This is a genomic window from Paenibacillus sp. FSL R7-0312, from assembly GCF_038004445.1.
Classification (GTDB): domain Bacteria; phylum Bacillota; class Bacilli; order Paenibacillales; family Paenibacillaceae; genus Paenibacillus_AQ.
On sequence record NZ_JBBORE010000001.1, the window covers coordinates 4,774,699 to 4,796,961 of the forward strand.

General features: G+C 50.9%; 20 protein-coding genes and 1 riboswitch. Of the genes, 19 read left to right on the forward strand and 1 reads right to left on the reverse strand.

The features are described 5' to 3' along the window. Positions 1–7 precede the first annotated feature (7 nt). Together MKX70_RS20980 and MKX70_RS20985 are read left to right on the forward strand one after the other, a co-directional pair. Positions 8–922 carry a LysR family transcriptional regulator gene (locus MKX70_RS20980; RefSeq protein WP_042236779.1) on the forward strand — a complete coding sequence of 305 codons (915 nt, stop codon included), beginning with the start codon at positions 8–10 and terminating at the stop codon, positions 920–922. Further along, positions 919–1,851 (forward strand): tyrosine-type recombinase/integrase, encoded by a 933-nt coding sequence (locus MKX70_RS20985; RefSeq protein ID WP_042236777.1) that lies wholly within the window; start codon positions 919–921, stop codon positions 1,849–1,851. Before MKX70_RS20980 ends, MKX70_RS20985 begins: the two co-directional genes overlap by 4 nt. Before the next feature lie 368 nt (positions 1,852–2,219). On the opposite strand, the gene MKX70_RS20990 is transcribed toward MKX70_RS20985, so the two are convergent. Next, a complete protein-coding gene (locus tag MKX70_RS20990; protein WP_042236775.1) occupies positions 2,220–3,143 on the reverse strand; it encodes an L-lactate dehydrogenase in 924 nt (307 codons plus the stop codon). Between the two features lie 267 nt (positions 3,144–3,410). Between MKX70_RS20990 and MKX70_RS20995 the strand changes: the two genes are divergently transcribed. The 17 genes from MKX70_RS20995 (at position 3,411) to murB (ending at position 22,234) form a co-directional block, all read left to right on the forward strand. Continuing rightward, positions 3,411–4,796, forward strand: a complete 1,386-nt coding sequence (locus tag MKX70_RS20995) for an APC family permease (protein ID WP_042236772.1) — start codon at positions 3,411–3,413, stop codon at positions 4,794–4,796. A 34-nt stretch (positions 4,797–4,830) separates the two neighbouring features. Then, complete coding sequence (locus MKX70_RS21000; RefSeq protein WP_042236770.1) at positions 4,831–6,123, forward strand: WD40/YVTN/BNR-like repeat-containing protein; 1,293 nt, start codon at positions 4,831–4,833, stop codon at positions 6,121–6,123. A 214-nt stretch (positions 6,124–6,337) separates the two neighbouring features. Continuing rightward, positions 6,338–6,514, forward strand: a complete 177-nt coding sequence (locus tag MKX70_RS21005; RefSeq protein WP_197072938.1) for a hypothetical protein — start codon at positions 6,338–6,340, stop codon at positions 6,512–6,514. Between the two features lie 226 nt (positions 6,515–6,740). Further along, positions 6,741–7,133 (forward strand): DUF2500 domain-containing protein, encoded by a 393-nt coding sequence (locus tag MKX70_RS21010; RefSeq protein WP_042137749.1) that lies wholly within the window; start codon positions 6,741–6,743, stop codon positions 7,131–7,133. Positions 7,134–7,425: 292 nt separating this feature from the next. Then, a complete protein-coding gene (locus MKX70_RS21015) occupies positions 7,426–7,848 on the forward strand; it encodes a cell wall hydrolase (RefSeq protein WP_042137747.1) in 423 nt (140 codons plus the stop codon). Between the two features lie 268 nt (positions 7,849–8,116). Beyond that, positions 8,117–8,530, forward strand: a complete 414-nt coding sequence (gene gerQ, locus MKX70_RS21020) for a spore coat protein GerQ (protein WP_231637903.1) — start codon at positions 8,117–8,119, stop codon at positions 8,528–8,530. Positions 8,531–8,843: 313 nt separating this feature from the next. Further along, positions 8,844–10,160, forward strand: coding sequence for a hemolysin family protein (locus MKX70_RS21025; RefSeq protein ID WP_042236768.1), 1,317 nt, complete (start codon positions 8,844–8,846; stop codon positions 10,158–10,160). 206 nt (positions 10,161–10,366) lie between these two features. Further along, entirely contained in the window at positions 10,367–12,286 is a 1,920-nt protein-coding gene (locus MKX70_RS21030; protein WP_052416469.1) for an ATP-binding protein, read from the forward strand. A 93-nt stretch (positions 12,287–12,379) separates the two neighbouring features. Continuing rightward, positions 12,380–13,135, forward strand: coding sequence for a DsbA family protein (locus MKX70_RS21035; protein ID WP_052416467.1), 756 nt, complete (start codon positions 12,380–12,382; stop codon positions 13,133–13,135). Then, entirely contained in the window at positions 13,132–13,566 is a 435-nt protein-coding gene (locus MKX70_RS21040; RefSeq protein ID WP_039298958.1) for a disulfide oxidoreductase, read from the forward strand. The genes MKX70_RS21035 and MKX70_RS21040 overlap by 4 nt, the downstream gene beginning before the upstream one ends. A 226-nt stretch (positions 13,567–13,792) precedes the next feature. Then, positions 13,793–13,952: riboswitch (cyclic di-AMP (ydaO/yuaA leader) on the forward strand. Between the two features lie 128 nt (positions 13,953–14,080). Then, a complete protein-coding gene (locus MKX70_RS21045) occupies positions 14,081–15,898 on the forward strand; it encodes an APC family permease (RefSeq protein WP_042236765.1) in 1,818 nt (605 codons plus the stop codon). A 198-nt stretch (positions 15,899–16,096) separates the two neighbouring features. Beyond that, positions 16,097–17,119, forward strand: a complete 1,023-nt coding sequence (locus tag MKX70_RS21050; protein ID WP_081956558.1) for an iron-hydroxamate ABC transporter substrate-binding protein — start codon at positions 16,097–16,099, stop codon at positions 17,117–17,119. Positions 17,120–17,337: 218 nt separating this feature from the next. Continuing rightward, positions 17,338–18,396 (forward strand): FecCD family ABC transporter permease, encoded by a 1,059-nt coding sequence (locus MKX70_RS21055; RefSeq protein WP_042236764.1) that lies wholly within the window; start codon positions 17,338–17,340, stop codon positions 18,394–18,396. A gap of 11 nt (positions 18,397–18,407) precedes the next feature. Then, positions 18,408–19,430, forward strand: a complete 1,023-nt coding sequence (locus MKX70_RS21060; protein WP_042242642.1) for a FecCD family ABC transporter permease — start codon at positions 18,408–18,410, stop codon at positions 19,428–19,430. A 58-nt stretch (positions 19,431–19,488) separates the two neighbouring features. After that, positions 19,489–20,295 (forward strand): ABC transporter ATP-binding protein, encoded by an 807-nt coding sequence (locus MKX70_RS21065; RefSeq protein ID WP_042236762.1) that lies wholly within the window; start codon positions 19,489–19,491, stop codon positions 20,293–20,295. 41 nt (positions 20,296–20,336) lie between these two features. Further along, positions 20,337–21,146 (forward strand): (2Fe-2S)-binding protein, encoded by an 810-nt coding sequence (locus MKX70_RS21070; RefSeq protein ID WP_042236759.1) that lies wholly within the window; start codon positions 20,337–20,339, stop codon positions 21,144–21,146. A 173-nt stretch (positions 21,147–21,319) separates the two neighbouring features. After that, entirely contained in the window at positions 21,320–22,234 is a 915-nt protein-coding gene (gene murB, locus MKX70_RS21075) for a UDP-N-acetylmuramate dehydrogenase (RefSeq protein ID WP_042236756.1), read from the forward strand. The last annotated feature ends 29 nt before the right edge of the window (positions 22,235–22,263 follow it).

Here is a 22,263-nt window from a genome sequence, read left to right on the forward strand (position 1 = left end):
AGGTACTATGGAGTCTAAGCATCTGTTCACCTTTCTCGTTGTAGTTGAGACCGGCAGCTTTACCCGCGCGGCCCAGAAGCTTGATTACGCCCAGTCCAGCATTACCGCACAGATACAGGCGCTGGAGGCAGAACTGGAGCAGCCCCTGTTTGACCGGATCAGCAAAAAGATCATTCTCACCGATGCCGGCCGCCGTCTCTTGCCGTATGCCCAGGAAATCTCCAAGATGCACACGATGGCCGAGAACGCCCTGCGGTCGGAGACGGAAATATCCGGTTCGCTGCGGATTGGTGCACCTGAATCTTTGGCGGCCTTCCGCCTCCCGGGCATTATCAAGGAATTCCGCAGCCGGCACCCGCAGGTGCAGATTACGCTGAAGCCGGGAGCCTGCTGGGAACTGACGGAGTTCGTCCGCTCAGGAGAGCTTGATCTAGCCTTTCTTCTCCAACCGGAGACGGAATATAAGGAGATGTACTGTGACACGCTGATCCATGAAGTCATGACGCTGGTCGCTCCGCTCGATCACCCGCTGCTGGAATTGGAAGAAGTACATCCTTTGCATCTTAAAAATGTTACGATTCTGCATACGGAAACAGGCTGCACCTACCGCACCTTATTTGAGCGGCATCTGAACAGTTATGGAGTATTCCCCGATCCGAATCTGGAGTTCTGGAGCATTGAAGCGATCAAGCAATGCGTAATGGCAGGACTCGGTATCTCATTCCTGCCGATGATTACGGTCCGCAGGGAATTGGCGGAAGGCAAGCTGGGCAGGCTGAACTGGAATGATGAATCACAGCGGGTAGCGACCCAAATTGCATATCACAGCAAAAAGTGGAAATCCCCAGCGTTAAGTGAGTTTCTTGGAACGGTGCAGAAGCATGCTGTAAGGTGGAGGGAAGAGGAGGAGCACAGGGCATGAATGAGCCGGAGCTTGAATATGAAGAAGAGCTGGATGCCTTCCTGATCTGGATGAAGGACGCCGGCTACACAGCATATACGCAGAAATCCTATCTTGCTGATGTACGGGAATTTCTGGGCAGTCTGAACGGACGGGAGCTGGGTACTGTAAAAAAACTGCAGGTTGTCTCCTATCTGACTTCGGTGCGGGAACGCGGGGTAAGTGATGCGACACGAAACCGCAAGCATGCGTCAATAAGCTGCCTCTTCAAGGCGCTGACGGAGCTGGAGCTGCTGAATATCAACCCGGCTTCCGGAATCAAGAAGTCCAAAACCGAAAAAAACCGTGAGCCTGTCTATCTGGATGAACAAGACCTGCAGCGGTTTCTGTCAGCGGTAGACGGCAAATACAGAAGCCGCAATCTGGCTGTTTTTTTGCTGATGTCGTATATGGGGCTGCGGGTAGGGGAAGTACACACGCTGAATCAGAGTGATTATAATGTAGAGAGACGTTCACTGCGTGTCTTCGGCAAAGGACGCAAATGGCGCAACGTCCCGGTTCCTGAGGATATTGCCCCGTATCTTGACCAGGCGCTGACGGACCGGCTTAATCCTTGGCACAGCAAGGAGGAGGCGATGTTCATCTCGCAAAAAGGCCGCCGGCTCTCCATCCGCGGCATCCAAGGGATTGCTGCGGATACATTCAGCCGCTTCCAGAGTGAAGTGCCTTCGTCCCAGCGCCGGCCGTACTCCAGCCATAAGCTGCGGCACTCCTTTGCCACCATGCTGCTGCGCAAGGGAGCGGATCTGCGCACGGTGCAGGAGCTGCTGGGCCATTCCTCGATCCAGACGACCACTGTATACACACATATTACGAACCGTGAGAAGGAAGAAGCTATGTCCAGACTGCAGATCGGTATGCCGTATAAGACAGGCAGCGGTGATTTGTGAACCTGGGGCTAACAGCGTCAATACACACTATGAACTATTGTTCAAAACATAACGCATAAATCACACGGAATGTGCATTTTTATAATGACAACACCGCCGTGAATTGCTACCATGAGAAGGGGTTATTATTCAGAGTAGAAGGCGCAGAGGGACAAGCCTCGAAGTCGCAGACACAACGATTAAACCATGGATAAAATAAGTTGATAAGCTGGACGGCGATTTTGACTTTAATTGGTTAACGCGTCTTCGCACGTCTGATGGTAAGGCGGCTGGAGAAGAAGCAGAGTCTGTATCTTGAATCTCTTCCTATAAGTAAAATAGCCGCCAATCCCAAACGGATTGGCGGCTGGCTTGTCCATGCGCTGATATTAAAGCTCCAGCTTGGCGATCTCACCTTTGAGCTTATCTGCGGACTGCTGGAAGAGAAGCTGCTCCTCGTTGCTGAGCGGAAGGTCAAGCACTTCACGCACACCGGAACGGTCTACGACACACGGAGCACCGAGGAACACATCTGACACGCCGTTGTAATTGTTCAGCAGTGTAGATACATTCAGGACGGAGCCTTCATTATTCAGGATGGAAGCGACAATCCGGTCCAGAGCCAGTGCGATGGCATAGGAGGTAGATCCTTTGGCATCTATAATCTCGTAGGCGGCATTCTTGGTGTCATCGAAGATCTCATTACGTTCCGCTTCATCGAAGCCCAGATCAATTCCCGCGACATTGGCGAGACTCCAGACCGGCAGCTCGGAATCGCCATGTTCACCGATGATCTGTCCATGGATACTGCGCGGATCGATTTCCTTATGAAGCCCAATCAGGTATCGGAAGCGGGCACTGTCCAGTACAGTACCGGAACCGATAACCCGTCTGCGGTCGAAGCCGCTGATCTTCAAGGTGGCATAGGACAGAATATCGACCGGATTTGTGGCAATCAGCAGGATAGCGTGATGATTGTATTTCGTGATTTTTTGGATAATATCTTTGAAGATCGAGATGTTCTTGCGCAGCAGGTCGATCCGGGTTTCACCAGGCTTCTGGGAGGCTCCGGCAGTGACGATGATGATGTCCGCTTCCTTGCAGTCCTCATAGGTGCCGGCCCACAGCTTCACACCGCCGACAAATGGCATGCCATGGTTCATATCCAGCGCTTCACCAAGCGCCTTCTGATGGTTCACATCGATGAGTACTAGTTCGGGCATGCGCTTACGCAGCAGCAGCGTATAGGCTGTCGTTGTTCCGACTGCACCGGTGCCGATCACTACGACACGATTGGGCTTAAATGGGGCCATTGTTAGATCTCCTCCAGCTTTCGAATTTTGAAATATAAGGGTTTATGTGTTAAACACCATCATTCCTCCTTATATTTCTTGCTGAAACGGTACCATCCTATAGAAGGAAGGCAAAGCCGCTTCCACTTACGGTCCAATCTTATCCATCATAATCTCTAGGAATAGTGTTTTCAAGCTGTCCACTTTTAATCCATTACCCCAAAACGGGCATGCTAACAATGTATTTCTTATTATCCACTCAACCATTTGACAGGAGCGAATTTCAGAATGGATTTATTCCGCAAAAAACCGCTGGCTATTCCAGAGAATACCGGAGCGGAGAAACTTAGCAAGACACTGGGTGCAATGGATCTGACCATGCTCGGTGTAGGGGCCATTATCGGCACCGGAATTTTTGTAATGACGGGAGTGGCTGCTGCGGAGCATGCAGGCCCCGGACTTGTGCTATCCTTCATTATCGCCGGCTTTGCCTGTGTGTTGTCGGCACTGTGTTACTCCGAATTTGCTTCTACACTGCCCGTATCCGGCAGCGCTTATGCATACAGCTATGTCGCCTTCGGTGAACTGCTGGCCTGGATTCTCGGATGGGATCTGGTGCTCGAATACGGCGTAGCCGCAGCAGCGGTAAGCAGTGGGTGGTCCGGTTATTTCCAGGGACTGCTGGAAGGCTTCGGCATTCATTTGCCCACCGCTTTGTCAGGGGCGTATAATGCAGATACAGGAACCATTATTAATTTACCCGCAGTTATTATTATCCTGCTTATTTCTTACCTGCTGACACGTGGGGTCAAGGAGACCGCCCGTTTCAATGCAGTGATGGTTGTGATCAAAATATCAGTGGTGCTGCTGTTTATTGTCACCGGTATGTTCTATGTGAAGCCGGAGAACTGGACGCCATTCCTGCCGTTTGGTTTCCATGGTGTAGTGAATGGTGCGGCAACCGTATTTTTTGCCTATATCGGATTTGATGCCATTTCGACTGCTGCGGAAGAAGTGAAGCGTCCACAGCGCGATCTTCCGATCGGTATTATCTCGTCGCTTGCGATCTGTACCGTGCTCTATATCGCTGTATCCTTAGTACTTACAGGGATCGTGCCATATCAGAACCTCAATGTAAGTGATCCGGTATCGTTCGCCCTGCGGTTCGTTGACCAGAATATGATTGCCGGTCTGATCTCTGTAGGTGCGATTGCCGGGATGACTACCGTGCTGCTGGTAATGCTGTTCGGACAGACCCGTCTGCTGTTTGCTATTTCCCGTGACGGATTGCTGCCGCAGAGCTTGTCCAAGGTCAGCCCCAGAACACATACACCGGTGCGCAGCACATGGATGGTCGGCGGACTGATTGCTGTTCTTACCGGCTTCGTCCCGCTTGACCGGCTGGCCAATCTGACCAGTATCGGGACCTTATTCGCCTTCCTTGTGGTTTCGCTGGGTGTTATTGTGCTCCGCCGTACGAAAACGGATCTCAGAAGAGGCTTTAAGGTTCCCTGGGTTCCCTTTATTCCGCTCCTTAGTGCAGCGGCCTGCGGGTATCTAATGTATAATCTGGGAAGAGAAACTTGGATGGGCTTCCTGATTTGGCTTGCGGTAGGACTGCTAATCTACGGTCTGTACGGATACAAACGCAGTAATTTAAATACGAAGAAATAGAAATAACGGATTAACGGGAAGAGGAGAGAGAGCATTGTCATCCACAGCTTCAGGTTACAAGGTTCTGAGAAGGGGGCTGCTGCTTCTCCTGACCTTACTTATTCTCTCGGCTTGTTCTTCTGCTCCCGCTCCCGAGCCTTCCCAGCCCCCGCAGCCGACGGAAGCGCCGGAAGAAGGGCAGATGATTACGGTCATCACACCGGATGCCAAGAACGTCGATAATGAGAATGCCCCGAAATATCAGATTCAGACCCGGCTGACAGACTTCAGGCTGCTTAACCCGTCAGCGGGAATAGCCTGGGGCGTCACCAAAAATGAGCTGCGCATGTATATGACCCTTGATAACGGCAAAACCTGGGCCAATATCTCGCCGGCTACGACTGTACAGTTTCTGAGCAACCCGGTATATGGCAAAGAGATTTTCTTCACCGATCCAAGCAACGGCTGGATTATACGAAGCTCTTTCGGCACGACCGAGACCGTGGTGCTGCGCACGACAGATGGGGGACACACCTGGAAAGTTTCTGCTTTTCCTGACACCAATACCTTGTCTTCGTTCTACTTCAGTTCACCGACCCATGGCTGGCTGATGACTTCCTGGGATGCCAGCTCCACCAAAGAGAGCAAAGCCTTGTATGCTACGCAGGACGGCGGTGCTACCTGGGCCCTGGTCATGCAGAACGAACAGTATAATCCGAATCTCCCTAACAATACAATTCCGCTGCCGGGCGTTACGACCGGAATGATATTTAAGGACGGAAGCCGAGGATTCGTAACACTGCAGACCGGGGCACTGCCTAAGATATATGTCACCAAAGACGGAGGCGCAACCTGGGCGGCAGGCTCTGAATTTCTGGTTAACGAGAGCTTTGGAGGCTGTGACCGGGTCATTGCCGGTGAACCTGAATTCTTTGGTACGGATCATACAAGCGGATGGCTGTCTGTAGGGTGTCAAAAAGAGAAAGAGGCCAGCATGACCTACAACGGCTATTTCACTGCAAACGGGGGAGAGAACTGGAAGTTCATCAGCCTCAGCCGGCCGGCGATGACGGGAATTAACCGGCATGTGGCACCTGAATTCCTCAGCTCGCAGGCGGGCTGGTCTTTAGAGGGGAACCTGTTGTACAAGACGATGAATCAGGGACAGACCTGGACGGTACTTCCGGCCAGCAGTGTACTGCAGTCCAAGCTGCTGGAATATCCGGAAGTAGTGAAGCTGCAATTCATCTCTGAGGATGTAGGCTGGCTGCTGATCCAGAAAGAAGAGGACCGCAGATCTATCCTGCTGCAGACTACGAATGGCGGAGTGAGCTGGCGGGTCATGTAAAGGTAATTAAGAGGTTGTCCGCATTAGCGGGCAGCCTTTTCTTTTGTGAATACGGCCGCAAAGCCCTCTTAATATAAGGAAAAAACTTATTTAAAATTTTCTTTAAAAATGTGAAAAAAATCACATGACAAACTTTCACTCCTGTGATATATTTAACACATAGAGAACAAGTTCATTTTTTCACAAACTTTCATCCCGAAGAGGAGAGATTATTATGAAAACATTTGAAACGGATTATATGACAAGAAACCTGCTGCAATTGTGCTACAACTGTGCCGATGCTCACCTGTGTGAAACGGAAGAACAATGCAGAGCTTGCTGGGCAGATAGCGGTATGCTGCCGGAAGAAACAAGCGAAACCAGACAATTGCTAGACCTCGTACATGCATAATGTGATCGCCTCACTTGGTATAATGAAGACCATTTAGGTCCCCGGATATAGGGGGATTTAGGTGGTCTTTTTGGCGTGCTGTCATCATCGCAAGTGAAGATTCTTCCGGAGCAGCCGGGGTTATTACACATTTGTTATGCTGTCTTGAAGGGAAGAGGCATATACATGTACAGAAGACCTGCAAGCGCAGGGAATCTAACCAGATGGGAATAAGGGGGAAGAGACCATGGGAACGGGACCGGATCCATCCTGGATGTTTGATTTTACAGGAACGGTATTGCCGATATTCCTCGCTGTAGTCGTGGGGATTATCGCTGTGTCTGCAGGCAGAGGACTGCTTCAGTGGAGCCGGAACAATAATGCCCCCCTGCAGTCCATACCCGCCCGCATTGTAAGCAAGCGCAGTGAAGTCCGCCAGCAGCAGGCACAGGATGAGAGCAGCCGTACCAGCACAACCTATTACCTGACGTATGAAGCGGAGGATGGCGTCCGCAGAGAGTTCAAGGTAGACGGCCATGAATATGGCATGAGTGCTGAAGGGGACAGGGGGGTGCTGACATATCAGGGTACAAGGTATCATGGCTTTCAGCGGCGCCCGCATTACTCCACTGCAGAGTAGTGAACAGGCTTGTTTATTGATAGAGTGAAGATTATTTGAAAAGCATTACGCAGTACCCTCTTGTTATCGTAATCGGTGCAAGGGGGTATTTGGGTTGTGTCTGGCCTCAGGCTCAAAGCAGGGATTCACGGTATACCAACGTATTGCTGTAGACCCTCAGGAAATTGGGCGGGGACTGTCACCTCTTAGGCGAATGCACATACAATACAGCGAGCAGTAAAGAACAGCGGATGCTTGGCGTTACAGCTTTGTTCCATAACTGTCAATGAAGTGATTACAAGGAGGAGAACGCGTGGCCGTCATCAAAACGAACTCGGAGGATGTAAGGGTGCTTGCGCGGCTGATGCGGGCGGAGGCCGAAGAGGATGGGGAGTCAGGCATGCTGATGGTCGGCAATGTCGGGGTCAACCGGATTCTCGGTAACTGTCTGGACTTCAACAACATCCGCAGTGTGAATGATATGGTGTACCAGAGTCCGGGAGGCTTTGAAGCCCCGCAGAAGGGGTACTTCTATCAGCGAGCACGGGAGGCCGATATCCGTTTGGCAAAACGCGCTATCGCAGGGGAAAGAACCTGGCCTGCATCCAATGCGCTGTGGTTCTTCCGGCCTGTCGGGGCCTGTCCGGCCAACTGGTACAATCAGCAGAACACCGGCCGCTACAAGGCACACTGCTTCTTCACGCCGACCCAGGTGGATTGCCCGTCATTATTCTAGGTACCGCCAGCCAGGAGAGGACTGGGCTTACAGCGGCTGCATGCAGTAGCCTGGGCTCCCGGGCTGGATCTGAAAGAAGCCAATGGTCACATTACTTAAGTGAAGGCTAATCTAAATTCTAGGAGGTTATTCGTAAATGATCGTTCAACCCTACCGTCCCGTTACTTATACGATGGGCAGCAACCCAGCAGGTGGCATGAGCAATATGAACAACATGAACAACATGAACAACATGAACGGCATGGGCCCGATGAATACTATGGGTGCCATGAGCAACAAGGGAAGCATTGGAAACATGGGCACCATGGGCACGATGGGTACTATGAGCAGCATGCCGCCACAGGTCACCAGCGGCAGCCCCATGACGCCAGCCGGAACCGTGGTCTCAACAACTGCACCGGTGTTCGAACAGTCTTATGTAGAGAACATCTTCCGACTCAACCTTGGCAAGGTCGGCACCTTCTACTTTACCTATGAGAATAACAAAGACTGGAACGCCAAGGTCTACACGGGTGTGCTTGAAGCTGCCGGCCGCGACCATCTTATTATCAGCGACCGGGCGACCGGACAGCGGGTTGTGCTGCTCATGGTCAACTTCGATTATGCCACCTTTGAAGAGCCGCTTGTCTATCAATATCCCGGAGTTATCGGAAATCCGGCGGTTGTACGGAGCTGCCGATAAGCTTTCTGGCCATTTATCCATAGAATAACGCAAAAACGGCTGTCCACCTTTGTTTAAAGGCGGTCAGCCGTTTCTTTTGCTACCGTGCGCACATATGCTGTATTTTTCGAGGGGACACGCATGCTTGCTGTTTCACCTAATATATTTATATAATAAAAGTATTATTTATAATCCGTGATTTATGTACAGGAGATGAAGGCATTGGGAAATTGATACGGAAAGGAACAGTCGGCATGATCCAGTCTGACATTTTGAACAAACGAAGGAGGTGGGCCTATCCGCCTGCACAGGAAACGGCGGATAGGAGTATAAATTGAGCGACCCTTTACCCGGTATATTAAATGTAGGTCTTATTATTTTGATTGTGCTGCTTAACGGTTTTTTTGTTTCGGTTGAGTATGCGATGGTGAAGGTGCGCAGCGGGCGCATCGATTCACTGATTGAAGAAGGCAGCAAGAGAGCCCCTGCCGCACGAAAAATCGTTCATAATCTGGATGGTTATCTATCGGCCTGTCAGCTTGGCATCACGCTTGCCTCGCTTGCGCTGGGCTGGCTCGGAGAACCGGCAATTGCTACGATTGTGGGGCCTATTATTACGAACCTTGGCTTCGGAGAAACAACTGTTTTTGTGGTTTCGCTTATCATTGCCTTTATGTTTATCACCGTTCTGCATATTGTACTGGGCGAGCTTGCCCCGAAGACCATTGCGGTAAATAAAGCGGAGGCTGTCCTTCTGCTTGCCGCGGGTCCGATGAATGTTTTTTACCGGATCATGTATCCCTTCATCTGGGTGGTTAACGGCCTGGCACGCGGGCTGCTGCGTATCTTCCGTCTGGCGCCGGCATCGGAGCTGGCTACAGCACATACAGAGGAAGAAATACGCATTCTGATGCAGGAGAGCAACAAAAGCGGATTGATCGACAATACGGAAATGACGCTGGTGGACAATATCTTCGAATTTGCCGACACGATGGCCAGGGAAATCATGATTCCGCGCACGGAAATGATCTGTCTCAACACACATCTGGAGACGGACGAGAATCTTGAAATTGCCTTTGACGGAATGAGAACCCGTTATCCGGTCTGCGACGGAGACAAGGACCATATTCTCGGCTTCATTCATATCAAGGATATGATCCGAGATAATGCGCCCAAGTATAACGAATTGATCCGTCCGATATTGACTGTCCCGGAATCGATTCAGATTAGCAGCCTCCTCAAGGTCATGCAGCGTGCCAAGACCCAAATCGCTATCCTGATTGATGAGTATGGCGGTACCTCGGGGATGGTTACTCTGGAGGATATTATGGAAGAGATTGTAGGAGAGATTCAGGATGAGTTCGACGAGGAACGTCCCGGCATCGAGAAGCTGGGGGAGGATGAGTTCTCAATCGACGGCTTGATGCTGATCGAGGAGATCAATGATACGCTCGGAATCCATATGGAGACGGATGATTACGATACGATAGGCGGCTGGCTGTATTCCAAGCTGGAGGTCAATCCTCCGCAAAAAGGCCAGACGGTGGAGTTCGACAACCATTTATTCGTGGTTGAAGAGACCGATAATAAGCGGATTTCCCGGATTAAGCTGCTGAAGGTGCAGTTTTTGACGGAGGAAGCCGGAGCATAGGTTACGAATAGACAAGAGCATGGCGCTATTACAGAGCGCTGTGCTTTTTTGCATACAGGGGCTCCTGTTCTGGTGGCGCTTTGCTTAGGCAAAAACTGTCTGTCCCATTAGGCACAATCTACGATTCGACTGGATTCACCCAGGGTAAGGTTAGTGTAAATAGGTGAAATGCAATATCTTAATGTTCATGAAGGGAGAGAGAGGCTATGGAGCATCATCCGAATCATTACAATGATCTGCTTGTCCTCTTATCTGTTGCTATAGCATTTCTATCGTGCTTCACAGCCCTTGATCTGGCGGAACGGCTGCTCCGTGGCCGCAAGGGGAATCTCTATATTCTGCTTATCTCTGTAGTGCTGGGCACAGGGATGTGGAGTATGCATTTTATCGGAATGCGGGCGATGGATTTGGGAGTTCCGGTATCGTATGATCTGTTGCTGCTTGTGTTCTCGCTGATCATTCCTGTGGCTGCTTCTTATATGCTGTTCGTAATGCTCGGCAACCCCCATACCCGCAGCCGTGTCTATCTGGGTCTTGGCGGTATGCTGTTCAGCAGCGGAATCCTGATCATGCATTTCAGCGGCATTCTGGCGATGAAGCTATCGGCAACGTATGAACAAGGGTTCTCTTCCATTATTTTGTCTATCCTATTCGCCCTGGTTGTCCCTGTCATTACTGCATCCTACGACCCGAAATGGCTGGAGAATGCCTACAATATGCTTAGTGTCAAAAAACTGCTGCTCGTGTTAACCCTGACCGGAGTGTTCACAGGAATACATTATTCTGCAATGGCCGGTGCATCCTTCACAATAGTAGACTCATTCTTGTATACAGGTCGCGCTCCGCTCTTGGATGAATCACTGCTGGGCATCATTCTGGGCGGTTCCTTCTTATTCATTGTGATGATTGTGCTTGGCCTGCTCTATAGGGACCGGCAGCATGTACTCCGCTTTGCAGCGTTTAATGAGCAGCGTTATATGGCCTTGTTCGAGCATAGCCCGGATATGGTGCTATGTATTGATCCGGCCCTTAAGAAGATCATCAGTGCTAATCCTTCCCTGCGGTATACCACGGGATACGGAAGAGAAGAACTGGGGGAATTCAAGAACATCCTGTACAGTGCCAGGGATGAAGCCGCAGTCAAGGAAGCTGTGCGCAATGCCTCCCAAGGGAAGTCCTCCAAGCTGGAGCTGAAGGTAATCACCAGGGACGGCCAGCAGATGATCTGCAGCGTAACGGTGTTTCCATTGCTTCACAATAAGCAACAGCTGGTCTATATCGTTGCCGAGGATGTCACTGCCCTGATGCAGTACCAGCATGAACTGATTCAAGCCCGGGACGCGGCAGAGAGTGCAGCCAGGATGAAAAGCGAATTTATGGCGACAATGAGCCATGAAATCCGTACGCCATTGAACGGAATTATCGGCATCAATCAGCTGCTGGCCGAAGAGATCAGCAAGCCCGAGCATCTGGAGCTGCTGAAGCTGCAGAGTACCAGCAGCCAGGCGTTGCTCCATGTAATGAGTGATGTTCTCGATATTTCCCGCCTGGAAGCAGAGGGTCTCGTGTTGAACCAGGAGCCGTTTCAGCTGAATGTGCTGCTGCAGGAGTGTATGGATCTGTTCGAAGTGATCACCAGAGACAAGCAACTGTCGTTTGTGCTGTCTGTAGAAGAGGGGCTTCCCGGCAAGTTCGTAGGAGACATTGCAAGGATCCGTCAGATCCTGGTTAACTTAATCGGCAATGCGGTGAAATTCACTCCTTCGGGAGCGGTTACAGTTACTGTTGAGTCCTGCGGCCTGGAGGGAGCGTCTGAGACGCTGCAATTCAAAGTGCATGATACGGGCATTGGCATTCCGCCGGATAAGCTGCAGCTGCTGTTCCAATCCTTTTCCCAGGTGGATGCTTCCCACACGCGTAAATATCCGGGTACCGGTCTGGGATTGGCCATTTGCAAGAAGCTGGTGGAGCTTATGCAGGGAGAAATATGGGCGGAACCGGCGCCGGGCGGCGGGACCCAGTTCTTTTTCAGAATTGTGCTACAGTCGCTGGATTTATCGCCGGAGCTGATTTACAACCAAGAAAATGAAGACAGCGGAGTGCCTGCGACTACCAAAGCCGTATAATGTAGAGTTTGCCAAGGAGAGAACTTTAATTATATAATTTTAAAGTAACTTATCTTTTATCACGAAAGTCCTATGGACAGAAAGGAACTCTCTTTGAGCAAACCGAAAAAGAACAATGTCGCGCTTCCCCAGATGAGCAAGCAGGAGAAACGCCGGGCAGAGCAGGAGCAGCAGAAGCAGAAAACGAGAATCCTGATCGTGAGTACAGTGGCGTTAGTCGTTATTATTTTTGTGGGATTATTCATGCTGGCCTCGAAGGACGGCTCAACCACAGGATCTGCTGCGGCTCCCGTTGACTTCAATTACAGTGAAATGGCACGGCTGGGCAAAGAAGATGCTCCAGTCAAAATCGTTGAATTCGGCGATTACAAATGTCCGGCTTGCGCCCAGTTCACCGGGGTGATTAAACCGCAAATCGTTCAGGAGTATGTCAATCAGGATAAAGCAGCCTTTTACTTCGTCAACCTGGCCTTTATTGGTACAGATTCGAGAACAGCTTCACTAGCGGCACTGTCCGTATATCATCAGAATGAAGAGGCTTTCTGGAAATTCTTCGATGCCATCTATGCTAACCAGGGTGAAGAAAAGGTGGAGTGGGCAACACCGGACTTCCTGGTAAGTCTGGCACAGCAATTAGAACTGCCCATTGACTTCGACCTGCTGCGTAAGGATATTGAAGACAAGACCTATGAAAGCGAACTGGAGAGAGATATCCAGGTTGGCACAGACACCGGTGTAACCAACACGCCATCACTGTTTGTGAATGGAGTCAAGGTGAATGAACCTTTTAATATGGAGGAAATTGATGCTCAAATCAAGGTAGCTGCGGAAGCTGTGGCTGCACAATGAATAAATTCTCTGCATTCTGCCGCCGGAATTGTCTCTACTTGGCCTGGTTCGTCTCGGTTGTTGCTGTAGCAGGCAGTCTGTATCTCAGTGAAGTGCTGAAATATGAGCCCTGCAAGCTATGCTGGTTTCAGCGGATATTTATGTACCCGCAGCTTATTTTGCTCGGAATCGCCACTTACCGGGGGGATAAGCGCATTATCCCTTATGTGCTGCCCTTAAGTTTGATTGGCGGAAGCATTTCGATCTATCATTACGCAGAGCAGAAAATTCCGGCACTTAGCAAGGTGCTTCCATGTACAATCGGTGTCCCGTGCAACACGGATTATCTGAATTATTTCGGATTCATCACCATCCCGCTGCTGGCACTCATTGCGTTCGCATTAATCACAATTCTGCTATGGACAGGGCGTAAAGAGGATGCAGGTGAGTAAGAAGCCGTCAGGCAGAATGAAGAGTAACTATTTCCCTTAAATTGAGTGTAAATTATTAAGCAGAAATGCTGTAAAATCACGCGATAAAGTGATAATGAAAGAGAATGAAAGATCAAGACATACCGGATCATGGATTTGGTTGTTTTGGTTGTTTTTCATTCTTTTTTCATTTGTTTCAACGCTTTACGGAAGAGTCATTGTAGATTAATATTAGTCCTTGTGAGAAGTTGAATATGCGCTGAATTTTCCGGAAGGAAAAACGGGGGAACCAAACTTGGCCGAGTGCCAACGGGGTGAATCGGAAGCGGGTCAGCAGACTCGAAAACCGTAGGGCTACCACAGCCCGAATCCGCCAGCTAACCTCGTAAGCAATAGTGGGATAATGACCATGCACTCAAGGCATGCGGATCATTTCCGTATGCCTATTTCTGTGCCTGCATTTATGAAATCCACTTATGAAAACAGCGCGCGGTACTGCCGTTTCAACTTAACAAAGAGAGGAAATGTTACTACAATGGTAAGCAAGGTAAAACGACTATTGATCGGGCGTCCGATGAAGTCGAACGAACTCGATCATGAAAAGTTATCCAAGGTGAAAGCACTGGCTGTCCTGTCTTCTGATGCGCTCTCGTCTGTAGCCTACGGAACAGAACAAATCTTAATTGTACTCGTGGCCGCAGGCTTCACAGCTATCTGGTACTCATTGCCAATTGCATTAGCCGTATTGGGCCTGCTGGTCATCTTAATCCTGTCTTATCGGCAGACCATTTTTGCTTATCCGCAGGGCGGAGGCGCCTATATTGTCGCCAAAACTAATCTCGGGGTTCATACCGGCTTGCTTGCCGGAGGCTCTTTGCTGGTGGATTATATTTTAACGGTGGCGGTAAGCGCCTCGGCGGGAACGGATGCGATCACATCAGCGTTCCCGGGTCTTCATAATCATAGTGTACTTATAGCGGTTACTGTCATTCTGCTCTTAACGATTGTCAATCTGCGGGGGGTTACTGAATCAGCTTCATTCATAGCCATTCCGGTATATCTGTTCGTCGTCTCCATCTTTGTGCTGATTATCGCGGGAGTCTTCAAGTATGCAACCGGCGGTGCTCATGCCCAGGTTCCTGAGATCGGCTCGGCGGTATCGAATGTCAGTATGTTCCTTCTGCTTAAGGCCTTCAGCTCCGGCTGTTCGGCACTGACCGGGGTAGAAGCTGTATCTAATGCGATCCCTAACTTCAAAGCACCGGCTGAGAAAAATGCGGCTAAAACACTGGTGCTTATGGGTCTGATTCTCGGGGCTATGTTCACGGGGATTACGCTTTTGGCTTATTGGTACGGTATCATGCCGAACGAGAAAGCAACGGTTGTGTCGCAGATTACCGAGTCTACCTTTGGCCGCGGCGGTTTGTACTTCTTCATCCAAGGCATCACCGCAGTAATCTTGTTCCTGGCGGCGAATACAGCGTATTCGGCATTCCCGCTGCTGGCATTCATGTTCGCCAAAGACAAATATTTACCCCACGCCTTCATGGTACGCGGAGACCGGCTGGGATTCTCCAACGGCATTATTTTCCTCGGCGTAATGTCGGCTGTGCTTGTAGCCGCTTTTCACGGTAATACCGAAGGGTTGATTCCATTATACGCCGTTGGGGTATTCATTCCGTTTACCCTTTCACAGCTTGGCATGATGGTCCAGTGGTACAGAACCAAGCCTAAGGGCTGGCAGAGCAAATTCGCAGTGAATACAGTAGGCATGCTCACAACCTTGACCATTACGCTCATCTTCATTATTACTAAATTCTCGAGTGTATGGATGGCCTTCATCTTCCTGCCGCTTGTAATCATCGTGTTCCACCGGATTCACCGCCATTATATGAATATTGCCGATCAGCTGCGCATTTGTCCGGCTACGGATAAACCTTGCATTAAAGGAAGCACAGTGGTTGTACCTGTTGCCGGTGTCACCCGCGCGGTACTGCATTCAATCAGCTATGCGAAGTCATTGACTGAGAATGTGGTGGCTGTATATGTCGGATTCGATGAAGAAGAGATTCACAAAATGGAACAGAAGTGGGAAGAGTGGAACCCTGGGGTTCGCCTGATTGTACTCCGCTCGCGTTACCGCAGCATCATCCGCCCGCTGGTGAAATTCATCGATACGGTGGAGTGGAAAACCGCTTCAACAGACCATATTACTGTACTCATTCCGCAATTTGTTACGAAGCATTGGTGGCAGGCGATTCTGCATAATCAGACCAGCTTGTTCATCCGCTCTTATCTGATGAATCAGAAGGATATCGTTATAGCAACTGTGCCGTATCATTTGCACAAATAGACATACCCTTTATATGTATAACGGTTGTTTCCGCAGGTTGCGGGAGCAGCCGTTTTTTGTTATGCGCAGTGTGAGTGTACATGGAACCAGATAATTTAGTTGACAGAGAGAATGAGAATCAATATCATCAGTTTATGTGAGGCGAAGGCCACAATCACCTTTGACCAATAATGAATGTATATACAGGAGGGGTATTATATGTTTTCGTTCAACCTGCAAAGATCAACAAGCATGAAGCTGGCTATGGCCGGACTCATGACCACGACGTTGTTACTATCCGCATGCGGGAATAACAATGCAGTCAATAACGGAGGAGCGGCAACTACGGCACCTGCAACAACTGCAGAAGCTACAACTGCACCGGAAGAAACGACAGCCCCAGCGGTAGACCAAACAGTAACGGATGCCATGGGACATAAAGTCACTATCCCTGCGAACCCGCAGCGTGTGCTTGCTTCTTATCTGGAAGACTATCTGGTCGCACTCGGCGTGACTCCGGTTGCCCAATGGTCCGTGACAAACGGCACTCAGGATTACCTCGCAGCTGAGCTTAAGGATGTTCCAACCATCAGCTATGACCTTCCACTCGAAGCCGTAACTAGTTTTGCACCGGACTTCCACATCGTACAATCGGAAGGCACAGTCCAGAACGGTCTGTATGATCAGTTGAACAAAATCGCACCTACGTATGTACTCGGCGATGAAATCAGTAAAGACTGGCGCAAATCGCTGCTCCAGATCGGTGAGCTACTGAACAAAACGCCGGAAGCTGAAGCAGCCATTGCTGCCTATGATCAAAAAGCGGCGGAAGCCAAAACAAAAATCTCTGCTGCGATCGGCGATGAGTCTGTTGCCATCCTCTGGCTGGTATCCAAGAACTTCTATATAGTAGATGAAACCCGCAGCAGCGGGGCAGTCCTGTATGGTGACCTTGGCCTGAAGCTTCCGAATCTGGTTACCGAAATTCCTGCAGAGTCCAGAGCAACGTGGAATCCCATTTCACTTGAGAAATTGTCTGAGCTGACTGCAGATCATATCATCCTTGTGAACAGTGACGGGGCGGATGCTGCTGAAGTTACGGATGGCGCGATCTGGAAGGGGATTCCGGCTGTTAAGGCGGGGAATGTTCATGAGTTTGGCAGATCAACCAGCTGGCTGTACAGCGGTCCTATAGCTAACTCCAAAACAATTGATGATGCTCTGAGCAGTCTTGTAAAATAAGCAGCGTTCAAATGCCGGTAATCAGCTTTTGCCGGTAGAGAGTGTGCAGGTCCTTGTATCCCCGGATACGATGATCTGCACCTTTTTTAAATGGAGCGATAGATGAGGGCGTCCAGTATAGATTACGCGTTATCTGCTTGTACAATATTCATATATTTGCGATAATGAGAATGATAATCAATTAGAAGCAAGTAATAATCCTGTTAAGGAGACGGCTTATGGTTTCATCCACACGTTCTAACCTCAATCCTTCTACGGCTGCAGAGGATAAACCCATCAAGTCGCGGCCGGTGGCTGCAGCTACGATCCTGCTGCTCGGAATAGCCGCCATCGTCTTCGGGCTGATGCTGTCTGTATCGGTAGGAGCGGCAGATATCCGGCTGGCTACTGTATGGGAAGCTGTCTTCCGTTTCAATCCGGAGCTGGGACAGCATCAGGTCATCCGGGAGCTGCGGATCCCCCGCGCTTTGGCCGGAGCGCTGGTGGGTGCATGTTTTGCTGTTGCCGGCGCGATCATGCAGGGGATGACCCGGAATCCGCTGGCGGATTCGGGGCTGCTGGGACTTAACGCCGGAGCCGGTGTTGGCCTGGCATTGGCTTTCGCCTTTGCCCCTTCGCTGTCTTTCATGTATATCATGATCTACTGCTTCATTGGAGCAGCTGTGGCATCGCTCTTAGTCTTCGGCATCGGTTCGCTGTCCCATAGCGGGCTGACACCGCTACGCCTGACCTTAGCGGGTGCTGCGGTCAGTGCCATGCTGCTGGCGCTCAGCCAAGGCATCGCCATTCTGTATCACCTCTCCCAGGATATCGCGTTCTGGATGGCAGGAGGGATTGGCGGAGCCAACTGGACACAGCTCAAGATTATGTCCCCCTGGGTTGCATGTGCGCTTATCGGGTCGCTGGTGCTCTCGCGTTCCATCACGCTGTTAAGCCTGGGAAGGGATGTTGCCGCAGGACTGGGGCAGCGCACACGGCTGGTACAGACCGCAGGGATGATCATTGTGGTCATTCTTGCCGGAGCGGCAGTCTCGACGGTGGGGCCGATTGCTTTTGTCGGATTAATGATTCCGCATATTACCCGTTATCTGGTGGGGGTGGATTACCGCTGGATCATTCCTTGCTCGGCAGTACTCGGGAGCGTGCTGATCCTCTTTGCCGATATCGCTGCGAGAATGATTAATGCGCCTTATGAAACACCAATAGGTGCCCTGATTGCAGTAATCGGCGTACCGTTCTTCATCTATCTGGCCAGCAAGCGCAAGGGGGAGCTGTAATGAACAGGACCATGTCTGTACCCTCAGCGAAATCGCGCCGCACCAGAGAAGCCGGTATTCTAATGCTGCTTGCTGTACTTATCATCATTATTTTTATTGTCAGTATGAATACCGGCTTCATGCGCTTATCACCATTTGATGTTCTACATACTCTGCTCGGTGAAGGAACCAAACAGCAGAACCTGATTCTGTTTGATTTTCGGCTGCCGCGTATAGTGATCTCATTGCTCATCGGGGCGGGATTCGCAGTATCAGGATCTATTCTGCAAGGCCTGTCGCGCAATGCTCTTGCCGAACCTTCAACTCTAGGTATTAACGCCGGAGCAGGATTTGCAGTGCTGATCTTCATTTCATTTGTCCCGGCAACCACGGCGGGGCCCATCTTTGTTCTTCCGCTGCTGGCGCTGGCAGGTGCCGCGCTTACGGCCACACTGATCTATTTTCTCTCCTACCGGAGAGCCGACGGACTCTCGCCGACACGCCTGATCCTGATCGGTATTGCCGTAGGTGCCGGCATTTACGCTTTTCAGCTGATCCTGTCGTTGAGACTGGACCCGCAGAATTATCAGTTCGTAGCCATCTGGCTGGCCGGTAAAATCTGGGGCGGAGACTGGCGATTCGTGCTGGCACTGCTCCCCTGGATATTGATTCTGCTGCCGTTCGCGTTCTACAAAGCTCGGGTGCTTAACGTACTGAACCTAGGGGATGAAACCTCCAAGGGACTTGGGCTGCCGCTGGAGCGGGAACGTCTGCTGCTCTTGGCTGCTGCAGTGGCTCTCGCAGGCGCCTGCGTTTCGGTCAGCGGAGGCATCGGCTTTGTCGGACTGATTGCACCGCATCTCGCCCGCAGACTTGTAGGCCCGCGTCATCAGATCATGCTGCCTGCAGCCGCTTTGATAGGCGCGCTGCTGCTGCTCACCGCAGACACTATCGGGCGCTGGATTCTGCAGCCAACAGAGATACCTACAGGTATCGTGGTGGCAATCATCGGCGCCCCGTACTTTTTATATCTTTTGGCAAAATCTAAGGCTTAACATAGGCATTCATAAGCGAAGTTATCATGAAAAATTAAAATTCTGAGGAGTGAGTATCATGTCGGAACGTTTGAATACAGAACAGCTGAGTATCGGATACGCAGAGGCGCTGATTGTGAAGGGGCTGAACCTGTCACTTCCGACAGGGAAGATTACAGCGCTGGTTGGTGCGAACGGCTCAGGTAAATCAACTATTCTGAAGACGATGGCGCGCATCATGAAGCCGAAGAGCGGCAGTGTCATGCTCGACGGCAAATCCATTCATAACCTGTCCACCAAAGAGGTGGCCAAGCAGCTGGCGATTCTGCCGCAGAATCCTACTGCGCCTGACGGTCTGACTGTATCTGAGCTTGTGGGTTACGGCCGCTACCCGCATCAGAAGGGCTTCGGCACCATGACGCCTGAAGACCGCAGCATCATTGCTAATGCAATCGAAGTTACCGGTATGACAGAATTCCATGACCGCCCGATTGACCGGCTCTCCGGCGGACAGCGTCAGCGGGCCTGGATTGCCATGGCTTTGGCGCAGCAGACAGATATTCTGTTCCTTGATGAACCGACGACATTCCTGGATATGGCCCATCAGCTGGAGGTGCTCCAGCTGCTGCAGAAGCTGAATGAAGAAGAAGGCCGGACGATTATCATGGTGGTACATGATTTGAACCATGCTTCCCGTTATGCACAGCATATGGTAGCGATCAAATCCGGTAATGTGATCAGTGAAGGGGCGCCGGTTGACGTAATGACACCGGTAGTTCTACGCGAGGTATTCGGCATTGAAGCCGATATTGTGCCTGATCCGCGTACCGGAGTGCCGCTGTGCCTTCCTTACGAGCTGGCCGCGTACAAGGCAGCTGGACTATAAGCGCGAGCTGTGCGGACTAGTGAGCGGAAAGGGGCAGTGCAATGAACGAACAATTGATTCAGGAATTCACCACCAAGTTTGACCTGCATCCTGCGGTGCCGGAGGGGGCTCTGCACTCCTTCGCTGCGGCTGAACTGGTGCATGAGCAGGGTATGAGGGCATTTGTAGACACTTACGGGCCGTTAATGAAAGCGTTGGACGATAAAGCAGTTGCGGCATATTTCGGCGGCTATATGTCCAATCTGGCGCTTGCGGTTCAGTATTCAGTCACAGGATTCTCCTTCGTTCCTGGGCTCAGCCTAGCGAATCTGGGGATTCATCTCATTCCGGCAGACGGATATTGCCGGATTGCCTTCTCCCTTCACGTGTGGAAGACCGAGCAGGCTCCTGAGGAACAGCAGAGCAGGGACGCGTGGCGAAATGATGTGTTTGCCCGCTTTTATCAAGAGACTGCCGGGCCTCTGGTACGCTGTATTTCACAGGTGAGCGGTTTATCACTTGGTGAGGTCTGGGGACAGATGCCGTCCAAATTCAATTATTATGTGGAGTCCTTTGCAGCCGGAATTACTGATCCTGCGGTGCTTAAGCAGATTGAAGCAGATTACAGCTATCTGAAAGATGAACTGCCTGCTGAAGTATTCCAGATGCCCCGGAATCCGTTTCATGTGAAGGTACGGAGAATTGAATCGATCGCTGACCCGGAGCAGACTGTACAGATGCGCAACCGCTGCTGTATGTATTACCGGACAGAAGGCGGCCGTCTATGTTATACCTGCCCCCGGATGAAAGAAGAGGAACGTGCAGCGAGAAGGGAAGAATTCCGCTCAGAGCGTGCTGCGGCCGGGAGTTAGGTTATAATCGGGAATGATGAAACATAATAATGCTGTATGCAGCTTCCAAACAGGCTCCTGTCATTGACAAGGGAGCCTGTTCGTTGTTAAAGTTGTGGTTGCCGCGATGCACAGACAGTTGAGGCAGGCAGACGATCACGATCATCATTTCCATAGAGTTAGGAGCATGAAGTATGAATATAGACAACATATATAAAGACCTGCAGCAGCTGGTCACCGCAGGCTCGCTGAAGCATCATGAGAGTCTTAAGCATCTGGTGTATACCCGCATGGGCGGGGAAGCGGATATTTGGGCTGCTCCGGCAACCTACGATGAAATTCAGAGAATATATACATATGCGCAGGATCATAATATTCCGCTTACTGTACTTGGAAACGGCTCGAATGTCATTATCCGTGACGGCGGCATCCGTGGTATTGTGCTTCAGACCTCTGACATGACGGAAATGGGCATCCGGGACGGACTGCTCTACGCGCAGTGCGGGGCGAAGATTATTGATGCTTCAAGATATGCGCTGGAGCAGGAGCTTACGGGGCTGGAGTTCGCCTGCGGCATCCCCGGAACGGTAGGCGGGGCGCTGTATATGAATGCCGGAGCTTACGGCGGTGAGGTTAAGGATGTGCTGCAAAGTGCACTTGTGATTGATAAGGACGGACAGCTAATTACTATGCAGGGTGACCAGCTTCAGTGGGGCTACCGCAAAAGTATCTTTGCCAGCGGAGAGTATATTGTGCTGGAGGCCAGATTTGCCCTTCAGCCGGGTGATCCTGCTGCGATCAAATCCTCCATGGATGAGCTGACCTATCTCCGGGAATCCAAACAGCCGCTGGAATATCCTTCTTGCGGCAGTGTGTTCAAGCGGCCGCCGGGCCGCTATGCCGGCCAGCTGATTCAGGAGAGCGGCCTGCAGGGTACCCGCATCGGCGGAGCGGAGGTATCGCGCAAGCATGCCGGATTCATCGTCAATGCGGATAATGCCACGGCCAGTGATTACATCGGACTGATTCAGCATGTGCGTTCAACGGTCAAGGATAAATTCGATGTCGAGCTGGAGACGGAAGTCGAGATTCTCGGGGAAGAAGCATAGATCAGCTAGTAAATTCTTATATTTGAATC